This is a genomic window from Gottfriedia acidiceleris, assembly GCF_050457485.1.
GTDB lineage: Bacteria > Bacillota > Bacilli > Bacillales > Bacillaceae_G > Gottfriedia > Gottfriedia acidiceleris_D.
In genome coordinates this window covers 17,772-37,978 of sequence record NZ_JBCMJM010000007.1, presented here as the reverse complement: position 1 = coordinate 37,978, position 20,207 = coordinate 17,772, and the positions used below count along the sequence as shown (strand labels likewise).

Below are 20,207 nucleotides of genomic sequence, written 5' to 3'. Positions count from 1 at the left end.
ATTGTGTATATCCATAGAAAAAATCTCGCTATACTTCAATATCCTCCCTATTAAAGTACATACCTTTAATTCTTTGGTACTACATATTTAGACAACTTAATTCCTTTACTCACTTCAGTAGCATAGGATTGATTTATTCCTGATAAACGAACAATTTCAGTAGCTTTATAGTTATTTCTTAAAATACAATCTGCATATTTTACCCCAAACAAGTGAATTTTTGCTACTTGATCCCCTTCTGGAGCATTTGAATACATTTCATTCAATATCTTTGCTAGGTCATTTAGACTCATATAAGAAGCCCTCCTATATAAATTTTTATAGTACTTTTTTCGCCATAAGAATAGCAAAACCCTTCAATAAGATTGTTAAAGGTCAAAGCATATTAAAAAAGGAATAGATAAAACGTCTCTAAAAGACAATTTAACTTCTCTACTAGATATTAAAAGTATTCAAAAAAGGTGTAGACAAGTCATCATCTGACGACTTATCTACACCTTGTCCAGTAAAATAATTTCCAACATTTTATTTATAAATGCCAATGTTAAATTTCCACTACCTGCACCTGCATCTAACATTTTTATTTTCTTTATCTTAGTCGGATTAAAAAGTCCAGCCATATAATCAGCTACATCTAATAGTGTAAAATATTTTCATTAATTAAACCTTGTTTAGAAGTTGTCATTGAACGGTCATCGATCATTATTTGGAATATTCATTTAAAGCTCACTCCCTATTTTTTATTATAATAGAGTCTCTTAATAAATTGAAATTACTTTTAATTTGTACAAGAAAAAACTGAACAAATTTGCATTTGTTCAGTTAATCATGATAAAACTTTATTAACTTTTTATCCACCTTATTGAGATACTTTGTAAAAATCTTCTTTATTGTTATTTCTTTTTTTTAGTCTTTTTACGCTTTAATTTTGCTTTTTCTCTATTCATTCTAATGCTGTCAAATTCCGAAATGGATACTGGTAAATATACACTTTGACAAGCAGCTTGATCAGCAGGACTCCAATTCCAACGACATTCGTTACTAGTTTTTAGGTAATTTAATACTTTGGGATGGGTTTGTCCATAACCTTTATTTAAATAGGGATGTAATTGAGATATAAGCCACTTTTCTAGAAATTTAGCATCTAATATTCCTTGCATTCCTGTACCTGTTTCGTATAAATCTACTTGGTGGATACGTTGCCAACCACCTCTTAGCATTTCTACAGTGGTTCCATAAATATGATTTTTTACACGCGATGCTATATTAACTGCTTCTCCAATATAAATAACATTATTTTTGTTGTCTTTAAAAACATAGACACCGGTAACATTATGATTACGAATATTAGATAACTGCCAGATATGGTAACTTGCTGTAGGGATTACAGATATATTTTTATTGGTCCATTGCATAGTATCTCTCCAAATGTTTAATATAATTAACTGCTGGTAAAATTTTCTTTAATTTAATTATACTTTATATAACTAATTATCAATAGGGGATTAGTTCTTAAAGTTTGATATTTTATTTTTATTTCACAAACAAACTTTTTCAATACCTAATATAAAGGGGTACCATCGAGATTCTATTTGATGGTACCCCTTTCGTTTAATACTCAGTTTTGATTGTACGTAAGCTTTCTAAAAATTTAATTGATCTATAAACAAATCATACATTGTCTTGTTTTTGATTTGATAACCTGATTTATCCTTAATAAATAAATCTCCATATTCATCATGATGCTTACTACACAAAAATGTAACAGGTGGATATCGTTTTTTCCCAACTGAATTCGATTCACAATTCTGATGTTTCTTAAGAAATGTGATAATTACTTCTTCTAAATCAATTTCATTCTCTTGTCCAGTCTTTTTAAGGTATTCATTTACAGATTTTTTAAAAAGGTCCGGTCTACTTTGCCCTTTTTCGTTTGCATGGCTACTATGTAAATCTGTGACCATACATCCTTTATACTGACAAGATTTTATATCACTCTTTATATCCTTAAAAACAGATTGAATCAAATTTCTTAATTCACCATTTAATACATTATAAAAGTCATTCTTGCAATTATTATCCTTAACTAATTTCAGACCTTTGTACTTATAGGAGAACCTTTCAGTGTTAAGGAAAAGTTTTTCACAATCTGCTCTCCCTTCCTTTATTATCTCACCTATAATTCTTTCAAATTGATTTTTAGTGTGTAAAAATAAAATTCCCCTGTGTGATTTATTAAGTTCATATTTATCTGTAATCACTTGAGCCTTTTTACCGGATGCATCTTCTAATTCTTTTATTAACCTACATATACCTCGTTTAGAAAAACCATAAACCAGAAAATATTTAAGAACTTTAATATCGACTAATATAGAACTTTGATTGTTTGATATATTTTCTAGTTCTAATTCCATTTTGGGAAAGTCATCTTTATATATCTCTTTTAGCAATCCCTTTAAACCGCTACCAAGATCATACTTGCTTAAAATAGCTTTTACTTTTTCTTTATCAACCCTAAATGTCTTAGCAATAAAATGTAACTCTCTAGATTCAATTAAAAAACTCTTTAATACTTCCATTTCATTTGCCTTGATCATTTTCGTAACCTCTCTTTTATTTTTTACTTTGGTATTCTAATTACATAAATCGTCAAGATCTGACTTCAGTTTTTTTATAAGTTCATCAGAGCTAGCCCACAGTCCTTTTTTTATTAAGTCTAGTAATGCTTCATCTATATTTTTATAATCATTACTAAGTTGGTGTATCTTAACTTTATTTAAAATGCTGTTGTGTATTTTAATTCTAATTTCCTGTAGATCATCTTTATACTCTTCATTTTGACCCTCTAAAGCATCCTCACTTGATCCCCACTCAGGAAGAGCAAGACACCTCCCATCCTCAGTACTTATAAATTCTAGTCTTGGATGATTACCAGTATTATTCCTTACATTTCTCTCAAGTGTTTGAGACAAAGATTGAATTGGATCAACTGCACTGCTTTTTTTAATCATTTCTCTCTCTAAAGCCAATTTAGCTATTACTTTTGCATTTAACGGCTTATTTGCTTCTTTTAAAAGTTCAGCTGCTGCTTTTTGAATTGTTAACATTGCATTCCCTCCTAATATATATGTATACAATCATTTAATCACATTATGATTAAATAATCAATTTAAAACGATTTTTTTAGTTTAAAACTGATTATAATCACTATTGTTGAAATGAATTTTTTCGAATTCTAATAAAATTAAAAAGGAAAAGAAAACCCATCATAGATGATTCTTCTTTTCCTTACTTTTTAATTTTTATGTGATTAAACCGCCTCTATTTATGGTACGTTTCACCCCTCTTAGACTATCGAATAAAATAATAGATACACAGATTTAATTGGCATAGTGGTTAACATAGTACCTCTAAATAAAAAGTAGATAAAAATAAAACTCAGTCTACTTATATAGACTGAGCTTCTTATTTAACGTATTTTGTTAAATAATTCTTCGCTATAATCTTTTATATCGGAAATGTTAATCATCTTATATTTTTCTCTTATTTCTCCAAAATATTTTTCAATTAATTCTTTTTCAATAACACGTTCACAGGCTACGTGATCATCTAAACCAATTCGAGTCTCTCTCCATGGTCTTTCAGAATGAGTCATTTGCTCTAAGATTTTGCCACTATAACAACCTAAATTAGTTATTACACTATCCAATAACTCCATTTCCGTTTTATTTAATTTTTCTGAAACAGCTTCTTCTACGTTTTCTACTATTGGATTATATCTATAAGTTTTATATTGATCAAATATTTTTCTGTAAACTGGCCCATGTATCCAGGCTTCACAATCGTCTTCAAATAAATTTCTTTCATAAAATAGTTTAAAAAATGATTGTGAGTAATATAGAAGCTTTTGTAAAGCTAAAGGAGTTATATCAATGCATTTTAAAATTAAATATTTAGCTACTATATCTATCTTTTCTTCTAGTATACTAGTCTGTTTAATTCTTATTAGTTCTTCAACAGCTCCTTTACAATTTTCATAAGCTGCAGAAGTAATATTATCCTTATTTCTCTCAAGGGTATCTAACATTGCGTTCTCATCTTCAAGTAAATTTAATAAAATATCCGAGTATTGTTTACTAGGCATATCTCCACTTATATATCTAGAAAGAGTAATTTCCCCCCAACCTAACAGTTTTGATAACGGTCTCTTACCAATATTATATTTATTTAAAAATATTTCTAACTTATTAATAGTTATTATATTTTCACTAATTCTATAAGCTTCATCTAATTTAATTAAATTTCTATCATTTACCTCATTTACAAATATCTCAGTACGACACACATCACAAAAAGCTTCCTCAGCAATAAATTCAATCGTTCTACCTTTAATATTTTTTTGTTTTTTTACTTCTTTCGTATAATAACCTGTTAGTGTACGGCAGTTTTCACAAAATACTGACATAGTAAATCCTCCCTTTAATTACATTCCAATAACTTATCTAAATAGATAAGTTATTGGTTTATTTCTTTTATGAAAAGAAACCATTATTAAATAATCGTTTCTCCCATCCGATTCTAATAAATTTGATTTTATGTAAATATCCACATTTTCTAAATCGCCAAAATAATTCAATTCACGTTGAGGACAAAATACATATAAAATTTCATGGGCAAATTTGGGATTCAAATTATTTAATGCGTAACAAAAATCATTAGCTTCAATACTTAGCAGAATCTCTTTCTGCTTTATAGAATTCAAGTTATAATCCTCAATAAAATCTATATTTTCCTGTCTATTTTCGTTTAAGGAAATTTGAAACTTACCTTCCTCAATGAGTGCCTTAAACTTTATTAAATACTCTTCAATTTCTTGAAAAGTAAAATTTCTTAATTCTTTGTTTTGAGTATCAATTGAACTAGATTGAACCAAAAAATTTGCCCCCTCGATATCTAATATATACCAATGATACAATATATATACATTTTACACAATACAAAACGTATCAATTGATACACTTTTTCTTAAAAATTTGTTTTCAATTTTCATCTTATTGAACTAAATAATCTTTAAATAATAAGAAGAAGATAACTCATCTACAAAAGACAATTTATCTTCTCCATTTTTACTTAAATATTTAATTAGTTCTTTATTTATAGCAATTGATATTGATTCAATGCTTCTTTTCTCATCAATTGAAATATTATCAATTAATAAATGTAATAGGTGTTTCCTTTTCTCCATCTTTAACAAACTAAAAAGAGTGAATTATAGGTTTCCACTTTAATAGCAGCTCCTACAATCCACTCATGTTCTTCTACATATACTAATGTTTAAATTACTGGATTTGATAATTTTGATAGATTCTCCTTTGATATAGTACCATGACCTATTTCCTCATGAAATAGTTCTACAACTACTTCACTTTTCTCATTAATATTCACAATTACAACAAACTTACTTTTCATGAAAATTCGATATTGTTCTTAATTATATATTAATTTCCCCCCCTTAAATTAATCCTTTTTCTTTAAGTGAAGTATAGCTATCATCACCAACTATAATATGATCTAGTAACTCAATTCCCATTATTTTACCTACTTCTGCTAAACGTTTTGTAACCTCAACATCTTCTATACTCTCCTTAGTATTACCACTTGGGTGATTGTGACCAATCAAAATTGAAGCTGCATTCGAAAGGATCGCAGATTTCATCACTTCCCTGGGATGAACAATGCTTGAATTTAGACTTCCAATGTGACAAGTATGTATTGCCGTTGGTTGATTTTTAGTATCAAGGCATACCACAATGAAGTGCTCTCGATCTTGTTCTTCAAGAAATAACTTTAGTAGTTTATAACCGTCTTCTGGTGTACGTACACTTCTTTCTTTATAAAGTATGCTGGATTCTTTCACTAGCTTTATACTTACTATGTTTACCCTTTTTGATGAATTCATATTATCCTCCTAATATAATAAAAAGCCTTAGTATCACTTCTGATACTAAGGCTTAACAATTTACTTCAAATAAATAATATATTTATTAATCTTCGTTACCATCTTCCGACCAAAGTTCATAACCTATACTATTTATTTCGGTATCCTTTGAAATCAACTCATCTATACTTTTATTTAATCTTGGTAGTACAATATCTAAAATGTGCTCACCAATCTCTATTCCTATATAACGTCTATTCAAATTTTGTGCGACAACAGCAGTAGTTCCTGAACCTAAATAAGCATCAAGCACTAAATCATTTTCATTAGTAGCAATCTCAATAATTCTCTTAATTAGTGATTCAGGCTTTGGAGTATCAAAAACAGTTTGATTCTTAAATAGTGCTTTTAAATGTTTTTTTGCTTGATTTGTTGTTCCTACCTCTTCAGCTCTCCATAACGTTTCGGGGGTTAACCCTTTTTTACTCTCACTAAGAAATTTTTTTACTCTTGGGACACCGTTACCATCTTTGCCGAACCATATATTATTATTATTAATTTCTTCTAACATTCGTTGTTCATTATATGCCCAACATCTTCCTATCGGCGGATTATGCTCTTTACCATTAGGCGCTATAATTGTATAAAATTGTGATGCAACTGCATGTCCAGACTGAACATGAGCAGAGATTGACTGCCACTCACCTCTAGGATCATTATCAGGATTTTTAAATCTTTTTAAAAATTCTTTGTCAGTTACTAATAAGTTTCTACTCTTCTTAAACTCATTTGGGTTTTTTGCATACACAAGAATATATTCATGATTATTAGAAAATGCTTTACGATTTTCTCTAGAAGTTCTATGTTCCCATATAATTGTATTAATAAAGTTTTTCCTATCTAAAATTTTATCAGCGGCTACTTTAAGATAATGAACTTCTCCATCATCAATCGATATCCATAGGCTTCCTTTTTCACTCAATAATTCGAAAAGTAGAGGAAGTATTTTACTTAGCTTTTCTAACCATGCATCAAAACCATCCGAATCGTTATAGTGTATATAATCTTCATCATTGTTATATGGGGGATCAATGTATATACAATCCACCATGCCTTTATAGGAATTCATAAGATGAGACAGAACTTCTATATTATCTCCTTTAAAGATAATATTTTCAGCTTTTCCATTCCCATAACTTAATATTTTACGATATTTCATTTTTTATTTTTTTCCCTCCATTTGCCTCAGTACAAATTATCAGAATCTCTGCATCAGTAGGTATTTCAAAATTTTTATCTACTGCATTTAATTTTGAATGGATAAACCCCTCTATAGAAAATAATTCAACCTTATTGAAATATTGATTTGCTTTTTCTAAAAGTTCACTGACTGTCTGAACTCTAGGGGTACTTTCTTTTTCAGCATCGTAAGGCGAATATGAAAGGACTAAACTAACATTTTTTTCACTTACCTTGCTAAATAAAGTATTAAAAGCATCTTTAGCCATTGATTTAATTGAAAACGGAGATTGATGTCTTTCAGTTCTATATAAACCTCTACTCATTTTTAACTCTCCATTTGACTTTACCATTGTAATCTCAGGGTTATCCCTCAAACTCATAGTTTCTATTACATGATAGTATCTACTATAATGATATCTCGTGTACGGTGGATCAGCATATACTACACGTGTATCCTCAGTTAAATTGTCTAGTGCTTCAGAAAAATCACTACAAAGAGATATGTGATTAAAGTTACCTTTTTCTAAAGAAAAATACTTATTAATTTGCTCTTCAAATATTTCATATACATCAATGTTTCTATCTTTTATTATTTTTGAAACTATTGATTTTTTAGGTTTACCTTTTGCATCAAAAGCTTTTAGTGGTTGTGCAAACTGTTTACCTACAGTGTTAACAATTTCACTAGCAGTACTTAAAGTTGCTGCAATTACAATATCTTTAACTCTTCCTTCAAATGAACTGGCTAAATTTAATAAATTATCTAACTCACTTGCTTGTTTAAAGGAAAAATATGTCCCACCAAAGTAACGGCATGTGATTGAGTTTTTAGAATCCATTAAATTCATTTCATGAAGTTTGTTAACTGTTGCTTGTAATGCTTTTTTTAAGCCAGCTGAAATATTTTCTCTTTCATTATTAAAAAATGGCAATATCGATCCATATTCCACTAACTCACAAATTTCAAAAAATTCATTTTCACTTGCCTTTGTTAGTGCAAAATTTTCATAATTAATTAACGGTTCTACACATTCTTGCAATTTTGTTACCTTATATTCTGATAGGCACTTTTTAATTTCTAATAAGTCTTTCTCATAAAAAGGCTGTAAAACAGCATTTGTTAATATCCTTGAATATTCTTGAATATCGACTGATGTAACAGGTCTTTTTCTTCCTAAATAAGAAGAAACTGTACCTGAACCTGAAAAAATATCATAGACCCTACCAAAAGTAGGGTCTATTTCATCAATGATATTTGAAATGGTTTCAAGGATTCTTAATTTACTACCTAAGTAGTGGATTGGTCTAAAAGCAGTTTTTTCCTCTTCAAAAAAAGTTAACTGCTTATTTGAGTTTACAACCATTTTCTATCATTCTCCATTATTTTATTAAATTTACCAAAAGCTTAAATTTGGACAGTTTTCTCTAAGTTCTTCAACATCTGTCAAATATCTTCTCATTCTATTACTAACCCTTACTTGAGAGTTATTTAAATAGGTTAGAACTTCATTATAAATTACATCCTCTGGCATCACAAGTGAATAAATAAATGAACGAGTAGCCACTTTTATGAAAATCCCTATTGGTCTATTGTCTCCTTCAGGATACTCTAAACCACCAGCAGCATTTAGCTCAACTCTATAATTTTGACTTCTTACCGAAATTGTTGGCCTAACCTCTAATTCTTCTAATGTTCCAGTAGTGCCTACATGTCTTAGTAAAATTCGTCTTTCTTCATTTACTCCTGCTATGCCTCCAAAGAATTCTTCAAAAACAGCACGATTGAAATTAGCCTGTTTCCATCTATCTCCACTATTAGGGATTTCAGCAACAAGTACTTCGGGATTATCCTCTATTGTCCACGCTTCATAATCTTCATTATCCAAAATTTCTGGAACATAAGGAAGTTCCACCGTTTCAACAGCTTCTTCATTTGGTTCAGTAGTTGAATAATTATTATTTTCTGTAGAGATATTTTCTTGTTCATTAGCTTCTTGTTCTGTCTCCAACCTACGGGTTCTAACAAATCTTGTTGCATTTCGAGCTGCTTTTCTTATTACTTCTTCGTCATCTAAGTCACGTAGATTACCATTATTTTCGCTAATCCATAAATTCCAATATTCTTCAAAATCTCTTATCTCATCATTATTAGTAAAATTACTAATTGTAAATGCTTCCCTATTACGCCTTAAACCTTTTTCAGTTAAATTACCAGAACCTGTTATTAGTCTAATTTCATCGTCAATTTTAAACCATATAAATTTCGGATGAAATAAAGAGCCTGAATCATTATGACAGAATACTTTTATTTCTAGATTAGGTTCGTATTGATCTCTTAATTCACGTAATTTATTTAGTGCATTTGTATTAGTAATATCATCTATACCTACTATTAAAGTAAAACGATTATTTCTTAAAAAGTTTGTAAGAACTTGATCCTCAAATACTAAAGAAGCACCACCAGAAGTAACGAAAGCAAATACCCCAGCACCATATTGAATTATATTCTGTGTACTTGTTGCTGCAGTTAATATTGCTTCATGTGTTGTTAAAGATTGACTGAAACGGCCATCTTGGATATAGAACATTAACGAACCCCATTTCAAATATTTTCAGGAACTTATGTTCTAATTTTATTTGAACGAGAAAATTCTGTCAATTAAATCCAATCAATTACCGACCCGTCTATTTAATAAATTTAAAAACCTCAGTTACTTATGATATGGTTCAACATGTTGAACTTAAATGATTTTTTCTAATAACCACACTTATTTATATTACTAACCTAGATTATATCCAGCAAACTTCCTTTCTGATTATATTAATGAAAAAGGAAATTCTTTTATTGATTCTATTAAAGGCTCCATATCATCCTCTAAAATAAAATATTTCGATACTTTAAATTCAGAAATAGGTATCTTTTATTTAATGTGTACAAATAGTTGTAAAGCCCCAGTATAAATATCTTAACTTACTCCTCCTTTCAATGGAATTGAAAAAGAACACCTCTCCTTTCATTTAGGAAACCTGCTCTTAAATGGATTTTTTTCTTTGATCCTCGTCTATTGCAAAGACTACCTACGACTATAGGTATCTTCTTAATAATATATATTTGAAATACTGAATGTTACTTCTTTCTAACTCCATAGCCTCTATGTAATCTAATTTCATAAAGAGTTATAATAGGCTTATATTGTAAATTCATTTTTTATTTTTACATATAAATTTTCCATTCGCTGCATTTTCCAATCCGTGGGCAATACAATTGGATTTATTCCTAATTTTCTAATTTGATTTATTCGTTTGCTAAAGTTGTCTGCTGCTTTTTTATTATCTCTTCCAGTTACATACTCAAGCTTTGCTTTACTTATACTACAAGATTTGTCAATCAATCTTAATATTCTTTCTAATGCCATCCGTTTTTCTTGACTACGTACATTTTGATTTATTATCTGAATAGCATTATCTAGTTTATAAAAATCCTCTGAACCAACAATTGCATTATAAAACCATAATACTTCTTTTTGAATGCGTTGTTGATTAAGTACATCAATTACAAGATCATCACATTTTCTAACCTGTGTTTCAAAACGAAATAAACCTTTAGTCTCAGTAAAATCTTTAAACGGCTTTCCTGACTTTTTTTCTTTAATTGATAATGTTTCATAACGGTTATACCAATTAACCGCCTTATTAGCTGATACTAAATACAAATTGGTTTTTGAGTCCCAATACTTAAGTGTCTGCTCATTATCAAAAAAATACGTAAGTACATTTCCTTTTTTAAACAACGATAAGTACTTATCATGGAGCTGCTCTTCAACTTTTACATCTATTGCAGGCTCAAATCTTTTGACATTCCAATAATAAAAAATTGGAACTTTTAATGATAATATATCTTGAAGAACGTAATTGAAACTTTTATTTACATCTTCAAATTCAGTTATTTTAGTCAGTCGATAATATCCATTCGGATTGATTAGTAATTGAGGTCTTAACCTAATTTCCATACTTCTATATCCCCATGTAGTAGTACGTAGGCGAATTTCCTGGAACCCACTCCTTGCTAAACCGTTTGTAATATAAGCATGTTTATCCCATTTATCCTTTCGTAGTTGATGATGTGGTTGATACTTACGTAAATATTTCTGAATCGTTTTAAAAGTATTATCGTACTCTAATTTAGTCATTTTGTAACTTATATAAAGCATATCAATCATATCTCAATCCCCTACTCACTTCCCCCCACAACAGAGTAAGTATCAAGCATTACTGTCGGAGGGGGTATATTATTTAAGTCAAGGAATTGTTTTTTGGCAAATTAAAAAGAACAAGGATTGCTATTTCGCATTCCTTGTTCTTTTTTTATTGAATTACTTGATTATCGTATGTATACAAATATTGAGTTAGACGGGGAATTGAAATTTTAAAAACCCTCTCTTTATTCTTAGGAAAAACTGTTACGTTACAATCTGCTCTTTTCCTTCCTGTTCTTTTCTCTTCTTCGATTTCAATTATACCTTCTTCAAATAACCTTTTATCCAGCTCTTTTTCTGAAATAGATAGTAAATATTGTTTTTGTTTAAGCATACTATTAACCCAATCCCAAGTTTTTCTATATAATAGATAATATTTTTCTTTATCTATCCATCCTATATTTTCATTATTTTCTGGATCAACACCGAGATCGAGTATCAATTCTTTTTCTACTAATTCGTTTATAGTCTGAAGAAAATATAAAATATCCTGATTAATTACACTAGGTTCTTCTGCATTATTTGTTTCATTCCTATTATCAATTTGAATTGGTCTTATCTTCCCACTAGTAGTTAGCGGATGAGCAAGGAAAAGTATAGAATTCGATTCATGAAAACCGTCGAAATCAGATATTTCAACATCTGAAAATCGATTTTCCAACCACCATTCTCCATCAAATATTTTAAATTCATCGCTTGAAAGGATTCTTGATGAAAGCTTTATTCCTATTTTTAGTTGATTATAAGATGATTTATTATAAAGAAACAAATCATGATCTAGATAAGTAGGATTAATCCAGTCCCCTTTTTCTAACATTTCATTAGTTACATTTAAATAAATACATTTAAATTTCTTTTTGCTTATTTTTACAAATATTTTCAATCCAATTCCATTTTCAAAAATTCCTTCTTCATTTTTAATGTATAGTCTATGAGTTGGAATAACACAAAAATTAGATATTTTTATATCAGACTTCTCTTCAGCCTCTATCTTAAGATCATGTTCAATTGTTTTATCCTTCTTTACTTCAGTTGTAGCAGGGACAACAATTAGTGTATTTCCTTGCATATCAATCTGTAAATTTTCCCTTTTTAGTATTCGATTTAAACGTCGACAATCATCTCGAAATTGTAATCTTACATCAGGCTCGTCATTTATATTAATAATTTCTACATATTTATCAGTAAAAAAAGTAATGGATTTATGACTATCTCTCATATTATATTTTCAGCCCCATTCAAATAAAAAAATATCATTTGTACTACATATAAATATAGCAAATATATAATAAGTTTTATAGTTTATGAGATGATCATTTTATTACTTGGGAACTTGGGAACTTCGGGATTATGGGAACCTGTATTTTTACGGCTAATTTAAGTTACATCTTTTTTAAAAAAAAATTACGTTCCCATTGAATTCCCATACAATTCCCAATGGTATTTTTTTATATAATAGCCATTTATATGAATATTCCACAAATAAAGATGTTAATTTTAATTTGATATTTAATCTTAAATAATGGGTTTCAATGAGATTAAAATCTACTTAATAAAATCTAATTACAACTAAACAATAGAATAATAGTAAAACCGAAATTATTATCAATATATTATTACTTTGAATATACTAGAAAGGAATGAGAAAATGTTTAGTAATTATGATGATATTATTAGTATTGAAGACCTGATGGAAATTTTAAATATAGGTAGAAATAAAGCATATGAACTTCTTCAATCTGGAGAAATTGGTTCATTTAAAATAGGTAAGGCCTACCGTATTCCTAAAAAGTGTATTCAAAAATATGTCGTAGATAAAATCCAAAGTAGAATACACCTATAATCTAAAAAAAAATAATTAATTGCTAAAGTCGCAGTAATGAACTGCGGCTTTTTCACGTACAAGGAGGAATTAGAATGGCAGGTAGAACAGTAAAGAAAAGTGGAGACAAATGGTATTATGTCTTAACATATGGAAAAAAAGCAAACGGGAAACCCATGCAATATAAAAAACGTGGATTTAATACAAAAAAAGAAGCCCAACAAGCATTACTTCAATTAGAACAATCCTTAATTACAGGTACTTATATAAAACCAAATAAAATTCTTTATAGTGATTACTTACTAAATTACTGGCTAGAGGATAAGCAGACTAAAGTAAAGAAACAAACTCTCACTACTTATCGTTGGATCGTAGAAAAACATCTTATCCCATCTTTAGGGAGTTTTGAACTAAATGAAATTACACCAATGTTAATTCAAAAATTTTATAATCGCTTAACTAAAGAAAGTATTCTTCCTAGTGAAAATATCCAGAAAGTACACACTTTAATAAATGATTCTTTAAAGAAAGCTGAACGATGGGATTTAATTTCAAAGAATCCTGCTTCACTTGTTGATCGACCAAAATCAATAAAAAAAGAAATAACTGTATGGAACGTAGCAGAGGTACAAACCTTTTTGAAAAATGCAATTGGTTATAATCGATACTATATTGCCTTTCTTTTGGCATTAACTACTGGAATGAGACAAGGAGAAATTTTAGGACTTCGCTGGAAAGATGTTGATTTTGAAAGAGGATGCTTACGAATTACTCAGACTTTAAGTAGTGACGGTAAAGAAATACTACCTTATACAAAAACAAAAGCGGGTATTCGAACAGTCGATTTACCAGAAGAAACTATCAAACAACTTCTAAATCATAAAGAATTAATTGAACAAGAAAAGCTTTCAAATGGGATAAATTACATCGATTTTGGTTTAGTCGTATGTACATCAAATGGTACACCAACAAATAAAAGTAATATCCGCCGTTCCTTTAAAGCAATAATAAAAAGTTCAAACCTCCCAAAAATAAGATTTCATGATATGCGCCATACACATGCAACTTTATTATTATTACAAGGTGTAAACCCTAAAATTGTTTCAGAAAGATTAGGACATGCCGACGTAAGGATTACCCTCGATACATACAGTCATCTTCTCCCGAGTATGCAGAAAGAAACTGCAAGAAATTTTGGTAAAATGCTTTTTGAAAATGAGAATGACTGAAAACAAGATAAAAACAAAACAAACCCACTACCATATTTTAGGTAGTGGGTTATCATTAACTTTTGAATCAAATTGTTTAATCATCGTATTCCCAATCTTTAATATCAGGATCAAATCCTAAGTCTCTTATAACTTGACTACCTGAAGTATAAAATTTACCTGAAAACTGGTCATCTGTAATGTCCATATCATTTTGAGTCACGCTTATTATTTGAAACTTTCCTTCCACACCGGCACTAGCCTTACTAAAGTCACGAGTTATGTATATCATACAGTTTACTCCTATTATTTTTACTTTTAATATAGCAATAAATGGAAATACACTCAATTAATTTACCAAAAATATTTATAATAAACACATTTTTGACCAATTATTGACCAGTAAAACCAAAATTAAAAATTTATATAAATTTATTTTTTAAATACATTAAGAAAACCCTTGATACTCAAGGGTTTTTTCGTATGATCCCAACTGGACTTGAACCAGCGACCCCTACCCTGTCAAATACAGAGTACGAGTATTATACAGTAATAATGAATATTATAGGTCAATGAAGTCCAGGAAATTAATCAGTCACTGCAATTTTATTCAATGTAAATCTTTTAATTCTATAGTTTCTAATAAGTCCGTGCAATTTCTGTGCAATCGAAAAGTAATGATTTATTATGAGGTAGGGTGCATTAAAAAAATCGGAAACTGAAGAAAATATTATAAATTCACAAGGAGTTAAATGGTTTACTTCATATGTATATACCGAAAATAGATTTTGAAAGTGCTCAACAAGATTCAATTATTCTAAAGCAGATCGAGATGCGACATTTATGAGAATGGAAGAAGATCACATGAAAAATTGTCAGTTTTCGTAGCTCCTAAAATGGTTGCAACAAGATAAATCAATACGGAGACTGTAGTACCACCGGATATGATTGCTAGACCAAAAAATTCGACCATCGATATTCATAGGGACTAACATACTATTTTTTCTAAGAAAAAACCTGTCCTCAAATTTGAGAACAGGCAATAATCCTATTTATTTAGTCTAAACTTAATTGGTTCATTACTGATTCTAATGTTGCACCTTTATATTTTTTTAGTGGAGTCGGTGGTGCTGCAATTGTTGGATTTTGTGTTAAATAATTTTCTTGAATATACGCCATGTCTTTTGCATTAACAACTCCGTCGAAGTTAATATCTGCCTCACGTTTATTTGTTCCCCAATATGTTTGTATATATAGTGCATCCTTAACATCGATTACATCATCTTTATTTACATCACCCGCGATTGCTGGATTTAGTCGTAAAAAAAGATTTTGATGTTCTACTTTTCCATCTTCATGGAATCCAATTGTCGTATTGTAATGATGTACAGTGTAATGTCCTGGAACATCAAGTGTTACTTCGTATTGATCATCATTTAATGGTAAATTTGGAATTTGGTAAACTAATGAGCTATATAAGCCTGATGGAATTGTTCCATTGTATACTTTCCCATCTGCATTAGTTGCTTTTACTTTAATACCCATTTTTGAATAATCGTATGCTCTATTTGCTTGTTGAAGTGCTGTTCCATAGTTTATCATAAATGCTTCAGCATTTACTCCATCACGTAGCAATGAATAGGTAGGTTCCATATAGTAAACAGTTGGATTTCCACTCATTGCGTTTTTCACTACATTATTTGTATCTGTATACGTAACACTTGTCATAGAAGAATTAAATGCAATAGAGGTAGCTGTATATATGTTTGACATTTTGAAAGAAAGATCTGCTAATTTAAGGTCACCTGATAACGGCTCTGCACCATCTTTTAGAGTAACTGTTACTGTAGCTTCATATTGTGTTCCTGAAAATAATTTATCCTCTACTTTTATATCAACTTTATTAGCAACACTTGGATTTGGTGTTACCTTCATATCTGCTACATCTGTATAATGATAGAACTTATATACAGCTTGTTTAACATTATTAACTTTATTTAAAGTTAACGTCGCACTAACTGTTTCTCCCATTTTTGCAGAAGGTTTTGATGTTTGCATATAACCATATGGTGAATCATCTCTAGTTACAAAAATATCTCTTGAACCGATAAACGTTTTATTTGATGCCGCATCCATTGCATAGAACGTTAAATTCATAGCACGAGTTGGGTTAGTCGGTACTGTAGCAGTGAATGTACCATCTGGTTTTACTGGTACTGAAATTGCTCTGCCACCTAGATTATCAATATAGTAAACTTTTGTACTACCTTGATTAAAGTTCATTCCAACAGCTTGCATCTCTGCAGTTTCTTTATCGTAAACCGAACCAGTTAGCGTAACGCTAGTTTGACCATTCTTATACTCAAGAACGTCAGGACTATTCACTGTCAATTTTGGTGCTGTGTTATCAAAATAGATAGGTGCTTCTATTGAGAATGTTTTTCCTGCATCATTTGTACCTATAATTTTCAGTTTATAATATCCAGGTTTTGCTAAATCTTGATTATAAGCGATTGGTTGTTGATCATCACCAGTGAATTTATAGTAATAACCCGTAAATATTTTAGAAACGCCATACATACTATTTTCATCCAAACCTAACCCATCTATTGTACCGACAATTCCAAGATTTTGATCTGTTTTCCCATCAACCAGAACAACATCAAGCGTTCTCATATGTGATTTGATGCTCATTTGCGCATTTGTATAAACTAACTGACCTGAATAAGCTGAATCAAACACTTGAGTAAATGCCTGCGGACTCATAGCTAGTGAACCCATTCCTTCTTCAACTGTTTTAATAGCGAAAGGAACTTGGTATGTTTCATCTAGATTATCGTGATTTGTATAAGTTACAAATCCTTCATAGATTCCTAGCTTTGCTGATTTTGGAACTGTAATTGCTACTGTTGATTTCTTTTTCGAATTTGCACCAACTTTAATCGATTTATCCGTCACAATCATTACGCCATTATCGTCAGCATCTAATGAGCCTCGACGATTTTTTTGGAAAGTTACATTTACGTCATAAGTTTTTGTTTGATTACTATTATTATAGATATTTAGTAGGCGTTGATCGCTAATATTCGTTCCAGCTGGAGCAAATACACCAAATGCAAGCGCTCCTGTTAAATTTTTAACAGTTTTTAGATTTCCCTTTTTATCAGAGATTCCTTTTGTTTCATCCACTATTTCAATTCTAGTTTTTGAATGAATTGCTTCATAAGGATCGACTTGCCCTGCTCCGGATTCAAACACACTATAGTCTCCATTTAAAGGGTCTGCTGTGTTCATTAATGTTTCTTTAATTTGATTAGGAGTTAAGTTTGGATTTTCCTGTAATAATAATGCTGCAACACCTGCTACGTTTGGTGTAGCCATTGATGTACCAGATAAGTTATCATATGCATATTGGTATTTTCCAACTTGATCTGCACCGTGCATGTAAGATGGAACAGTTGAGAATACAGAAACACCAGGCGCAGTAACTTCAGGCTTAATATCATAAGTAATACGAGCCGGTCCACGAGAACTGAATGTTGCTAGTTTACCACCTCCATCTACCACTTTTCCCATTTCATCAAAAGAGAATGTTGAACTTGTACCTAGTTTAGAAGTAATAGCAGCACCTTGTTCATATGACATTGAGAATGTCGGAATTAACCCATAGCTTGCACCTAAGTATGCTGGAATAAAGCCCTCACCAGCTACATTATTAAAAATAATCACTGCAACTGCACCATGATTTTTAGCAAATTTAATTTTATCTGCTAGTGCGTTTGTGCCCCGTTTTACTAAAGCTATTTTTCCATTTACATCGATATTTTTATAATCAGCATCTGAACCTGTATTTGGTACTAAAACGATTGGTAGATTTTTGCCTTTAAAGCTATCAACATTATCACCAAATCCTTTACCTAATAATTTCAAATCAGCAGCTACATCAGTTGTACCGTGTAAAGTTCCTTTAGAGGTAGCAATTTCACTTCTCGTATCGTTGGCTCCAACTGAGATCGCTAAAGCTGATGCTCCTGGTGCACCAAGAGTGTACATACCATCCCCAGCATTACCAGCTGCTACTACTGCCGTAACACCTGAAAGTACTGCATTGTTTACTGCAAGACTTTCAATATTTTCAGGATTATTTGAGCCATTACCAAGTGATAGGTTGATAACGTCCATACCGTCAGCTACAGACTTATCAATTCCAGCTAAAACATTTTCGGTAGACCCCGAACCGTACTCTCCTAATACACGATACACATACAAATCCGCATCCGGTGCTACACCTGTTACAGCATAATCTGTATTATTTTTGCCACGACCTGCAATGATTCCAGATACGTGTGTACCATGTTCAGTATAGAACGTAGAACCAGAAGTAGGATTTAGTTCAGCAAGCCCAGATTTTTTCCAATCGTCATATGTTGTTTCCATTGGATCTGCGTCATTATCAACGAAATCCCATCCTTTAACTGAACTTGGATTAATTGATTTTGGATCGACACCAGACTGTGCACGATATCCTTTATAAGCATCAGTTAGATCAGGATGATTATAATCAATACCCGTATCGATTACCCCTACCTTAATTCCTTTTCCAGTAAATCCTTCTTCATGCAATTTATTAATGCCTGGAAATACTTCAGTAGCAATTTTCTTTGTATCTTGAGAACCACTTTCTGAAATCTTTGGTGGTTCAACTTGTACAACATTATTTGGCCAAACCGCTTTAACTACATTTGAATCTAATAATAAACTTACCTTATTTGCTGGGATATCAATAGCAACACCATTTAAAGAATGATTGTATGTTCGTTTAATCTTATAAAGATTTTTATTTTTCTTTAAATCATCTTTATAAATTGATTGCAAATCATTCTTAAACGTTTCTTGAGCAGTGTCTGCTTTTTCCTTGGCATCTGCAACGGTTACACTATTACCATTTACTGCTGCTTCAAGGACTGCAACTTTTGCTGGTTGATCTCTTAACTCAACAATAACTGATAGATTGTCCGTACTGTTTAAATCAACAGATGAAGGAAGTTGTATTCCTTCAGCACTTGTTACTTCTAATTTTTGTAAAGCTTGACGTTGTTCTGGTGTAAGCTTTGATAATACTTCTTGAATTGAAGATTGTGCCGCAGCCTTTACTATAGGCTGATGTTTTACTGGAAATGAGCTAAATAAAACCCCTGTACTTAAAGTTAAAATTGCAGTACTTTTAATAAAACGATTCATTCTTCTTGTTTCTTCCCTTCATGATATAATTTATTTCTAGTTTGATTTTACGGAGATTCAACATTTCATATCCAGAATATTCCGTCAAATCAAAATACGAAAAACCATCTAACGAATTATTTTTTAGTTTCTTCATTAATGGTACATATTTATTGTAAGGGCACTTGATGTTGTTTGAATGTTTGAAAAATTCCACCAATTTTATTTTCTATTCTGATAATTTTCTAGTGGTCATTCATTTATTTTTTTATTATGTAATTCAATATACTGTTCTTTTACGTTCATGGGGTCTAATGATGTCTATATTTCTAGTACACTAATAGACATTTTTGTAAAAAATTCTAATAGCAATTTGATTGACTGTACAAAATGGACAATATATAAACTGACTCCGGTTAAGTACCGGAGCCAATATCTTTGTGCTATAAAAGGAAGTCACTTTATAAGGAATAATTCAGTAAAATACTCTTACTTTTTTTATACTATTTTTTCAAATTCAG

General features: G+C 30.4%; 18 protein-coding genes. 2 read left to right on the top strand and 16 right to left on the bottom strand.

Annotated features, from left to right (window positions below):
- Positions 1-65: 65 nt before the first annotated feature.
- The 14 genes from ABEY15_RS06790 to ABEY15_RS06725 form a co-directional block, all read right to left on the bottom strand.
- The gene (locus ABEY15_RS06790) at positions 66-293 is read right to left on the bottom strand and encodes an HTH-like domain-containing protein (protein ID WP_429889306.1); all 228 of its coding nucleotides are present in this window, start codon (positions 291-293) and stop codon (positions 66-68) included.
- A gap of 198 nt (positions 294-491) precedes the next feature.
- Positions 492-620: a hypothetical protein gene (locus ABEY15_RS06785; RefSeq protein ID WP_429889305.1), complete on the bottom strand. Its 129-nt coding sequence runs from the start codon at positions 618-620 to the stop codon at positions 492-494.
- 273 nt (positions 621-893) lie between these two features.
- Positions 894-1,415, bottom strand: coding sequence for a GIY-YIG nuclease family protein (locus ABEY15_RS06780; protein WP_429889303.1), 522 nt, complete (start codon positions 1,413-1,415; stop codon positions 894-896).
- 228 nt (positions 1,416-1,643) lie between these two features.
- Entirely contained in the window at positions 1,644-2,597 is a 954-nt protein-coding gene (locus tag ABEY15_RS06775; protein ID WP_429889302.1) for a hypothetical protein, read from the bottom strand.
- Between the two features lie 36 nt (positions 2,598-2,633).
- Positions 2,634-3,107, bottom strand: coding sequence for a hypothetical protein (locus ABEY15_RS06770; protein WP_429889301.1), 474 nt, complete (start codon positions 3,105-3,107; stop codon positions 2,634-2,636).
- A 362-nt stretch (positions 3,108-3,469) separates the two neighbouring features.
- Positions 3,470-4,465, bottom strand: coding sequence for a type II toxin-antitoxin system antitoxin SocA domain-containing protein (locus ABEY15_RS06765; protein ID WP_429889299.1), 996 nt, complete (start codon positions 4,463-4,465; stop codon positions 3,470-3,472).
- Between the two features lie 33 nt (positions 4,466-4,498).
- Entirely contained in the window at positions 4,499-4,933 is a 435-nt protein-coding gene (locus tag ABEY15_RS06760; RefSeq protein WP_429889298.1) for a hypothetical protein, read from the bottom strand.
- 126 nt (positions 4,934-5,059) lie between these two features.
- Positions 5,060-5,245 carry a hypothetical protein gene (locus tag ABEY15_RS06755; protein ID WP_429889296.1) on the bottom strand — a complete coding sequence of 62 codons (186 nt, stop codon included), beginning with the start codon at positions 5,243-5,245 and terminating at the stop codon, positions 5,060-5,062.
- Between the two features lie 267 nt (positions 5,246-5,512).
- Positions 5,513-5,959 (bottom strand): JAB domain-containing protein, encoded by a 447-nt coding sequence (locus ABEY15_RS06750; RefSeq protein WP_429889295.1) that lies wholly within the window; start codon positions 5,957-5,959, stop codon positions 5,513-5,515.
- 85 nt (positions 5,960-6,044) lie between these two features.
- Positions 6,045-7,157 carry a site-specific DNA-methyltransferase gene (locus ABEY15_RS06745; protein ID WP_429889293.1) on the bottom strand — a complete coding sequence of 371 codons (1,113 nt, stop codon included), beginning with the start codon at positions 7,155-7,157 and terminating at the stop codon, positions 6,045-6,047.
- The gene (locus ABEY15_RS06740; RefSeq protein WP_429889291.1) at positions 7,144-8,544 is read right to left on the bottom strand and encodes a DNA adenine methylase; all 1,401 of its coding nucleotides are present in this window, start codon (positions 8,542-8,544) and stop codon (positions 7,144-7,146) included. The genes ABEY15_RS06745 and ABEY15_RS06740 overlap by 14 nt, the downstream gene beginning before the upstream one ends.
- 30 nt (positions 8,545-8,574) lie before the next feature.
- On the bottom strand, positions 8,575-9,768 hold the full coding sequence (locus ABEY15_RS06735; protein WP_429889289.1) for a phospholipase D family protein: 1,194 nt from the start codon (positions 9,766-9,768) through the stop codon (positions 8,575-8,577).
- 600 nt (positions 9,769-10,368) lie between these two features.
- On the bottom strand, positions 10,369-11,400 hold the full coding sequence (locus ABEY15_RS06730) for a hypothetical protein (protein WP_429889288.1): 1,032 nt from the start codon (positions 11,398-11,400) through the stop codon (positions 10,369-10,371).
- A gap of 145 nt (positions 11,401-11,545) precedes the next feature.
- Positions 11,546-12,655 (bottom strand): hypothetical protein, encoded by a 1,110-nt coding sequence (locus tag ABEY15_RS06725; protein ID WP_429889287.1) that lies wholly within the window; start codon positions 12,653-12,655, stop codon positions 11,546-11,548.
- Positions 12,656-13,084: 429 nt separating this feature from the next.
- Between ABEY15_RS06725 and ABEY15_RS06720 the strand changes: the two genes are divergently transcribed.
- Together ABEY15_RS06720 and ABEY15_RS06715 are read left to right on the top strand one after the other, a co-directional pair.
- Positions 13,085-13,279 carry a helix-turn-helix domain-containing protein gene (locus tag ABEY15_RS06720; protein ID WP_429889286.1) on the top strand — a complete coding sequence of 65 codons (195 nt, stop codon included), beginning with the start codon at positions 13,085-13,087 and terminating at the stop codon, positions 13,277-13,279.
- A 74-nt stretch (positions 13,280-13,353) separates the two neighbouring features.
- Complete coding sequence (locus ABEY15_RS06715; RefSeq protein ID WP_429889285.1) at positions 13,354-14,487, top strand: tyrosine-type recombinase/integrase; 1,134 nt, start codon at positions 13,354-13,356, stop codon at positions 14,485-14,487.
- Between the two features lie 76 nt (positions 14,488-14,563).
- On the opposite strand, the gene ABEY15_RS06710 is transcribed toward ABEY15_RS06715, so the two are convergent.
- On the bottom strand, positions 14,564-14,758 hold the full coding sequence (locus tag ABEY15_RS06710; RefSeq protein ID WP_429889284.1) for a hypothetical protein: 195 nt from the start codon (positions 14,756-14,758) through the stop codon (positions 14,564-14,566).
- Between the two features lie 764 nt (positions 14,759-15,522).
- Positions 15,523-19,707, bottom strand: coding sequence for a S8 family serine peptidase (locus tag ABEY15_RS06705; protein WP_429889283.1), 4,185 nt, complete (start codon positions 19,705-19,707; stop codon positions 15,523-15,525).
- Between the last annotated feature and the right edge of the window lie 500 nt (positions 19,708-20,207).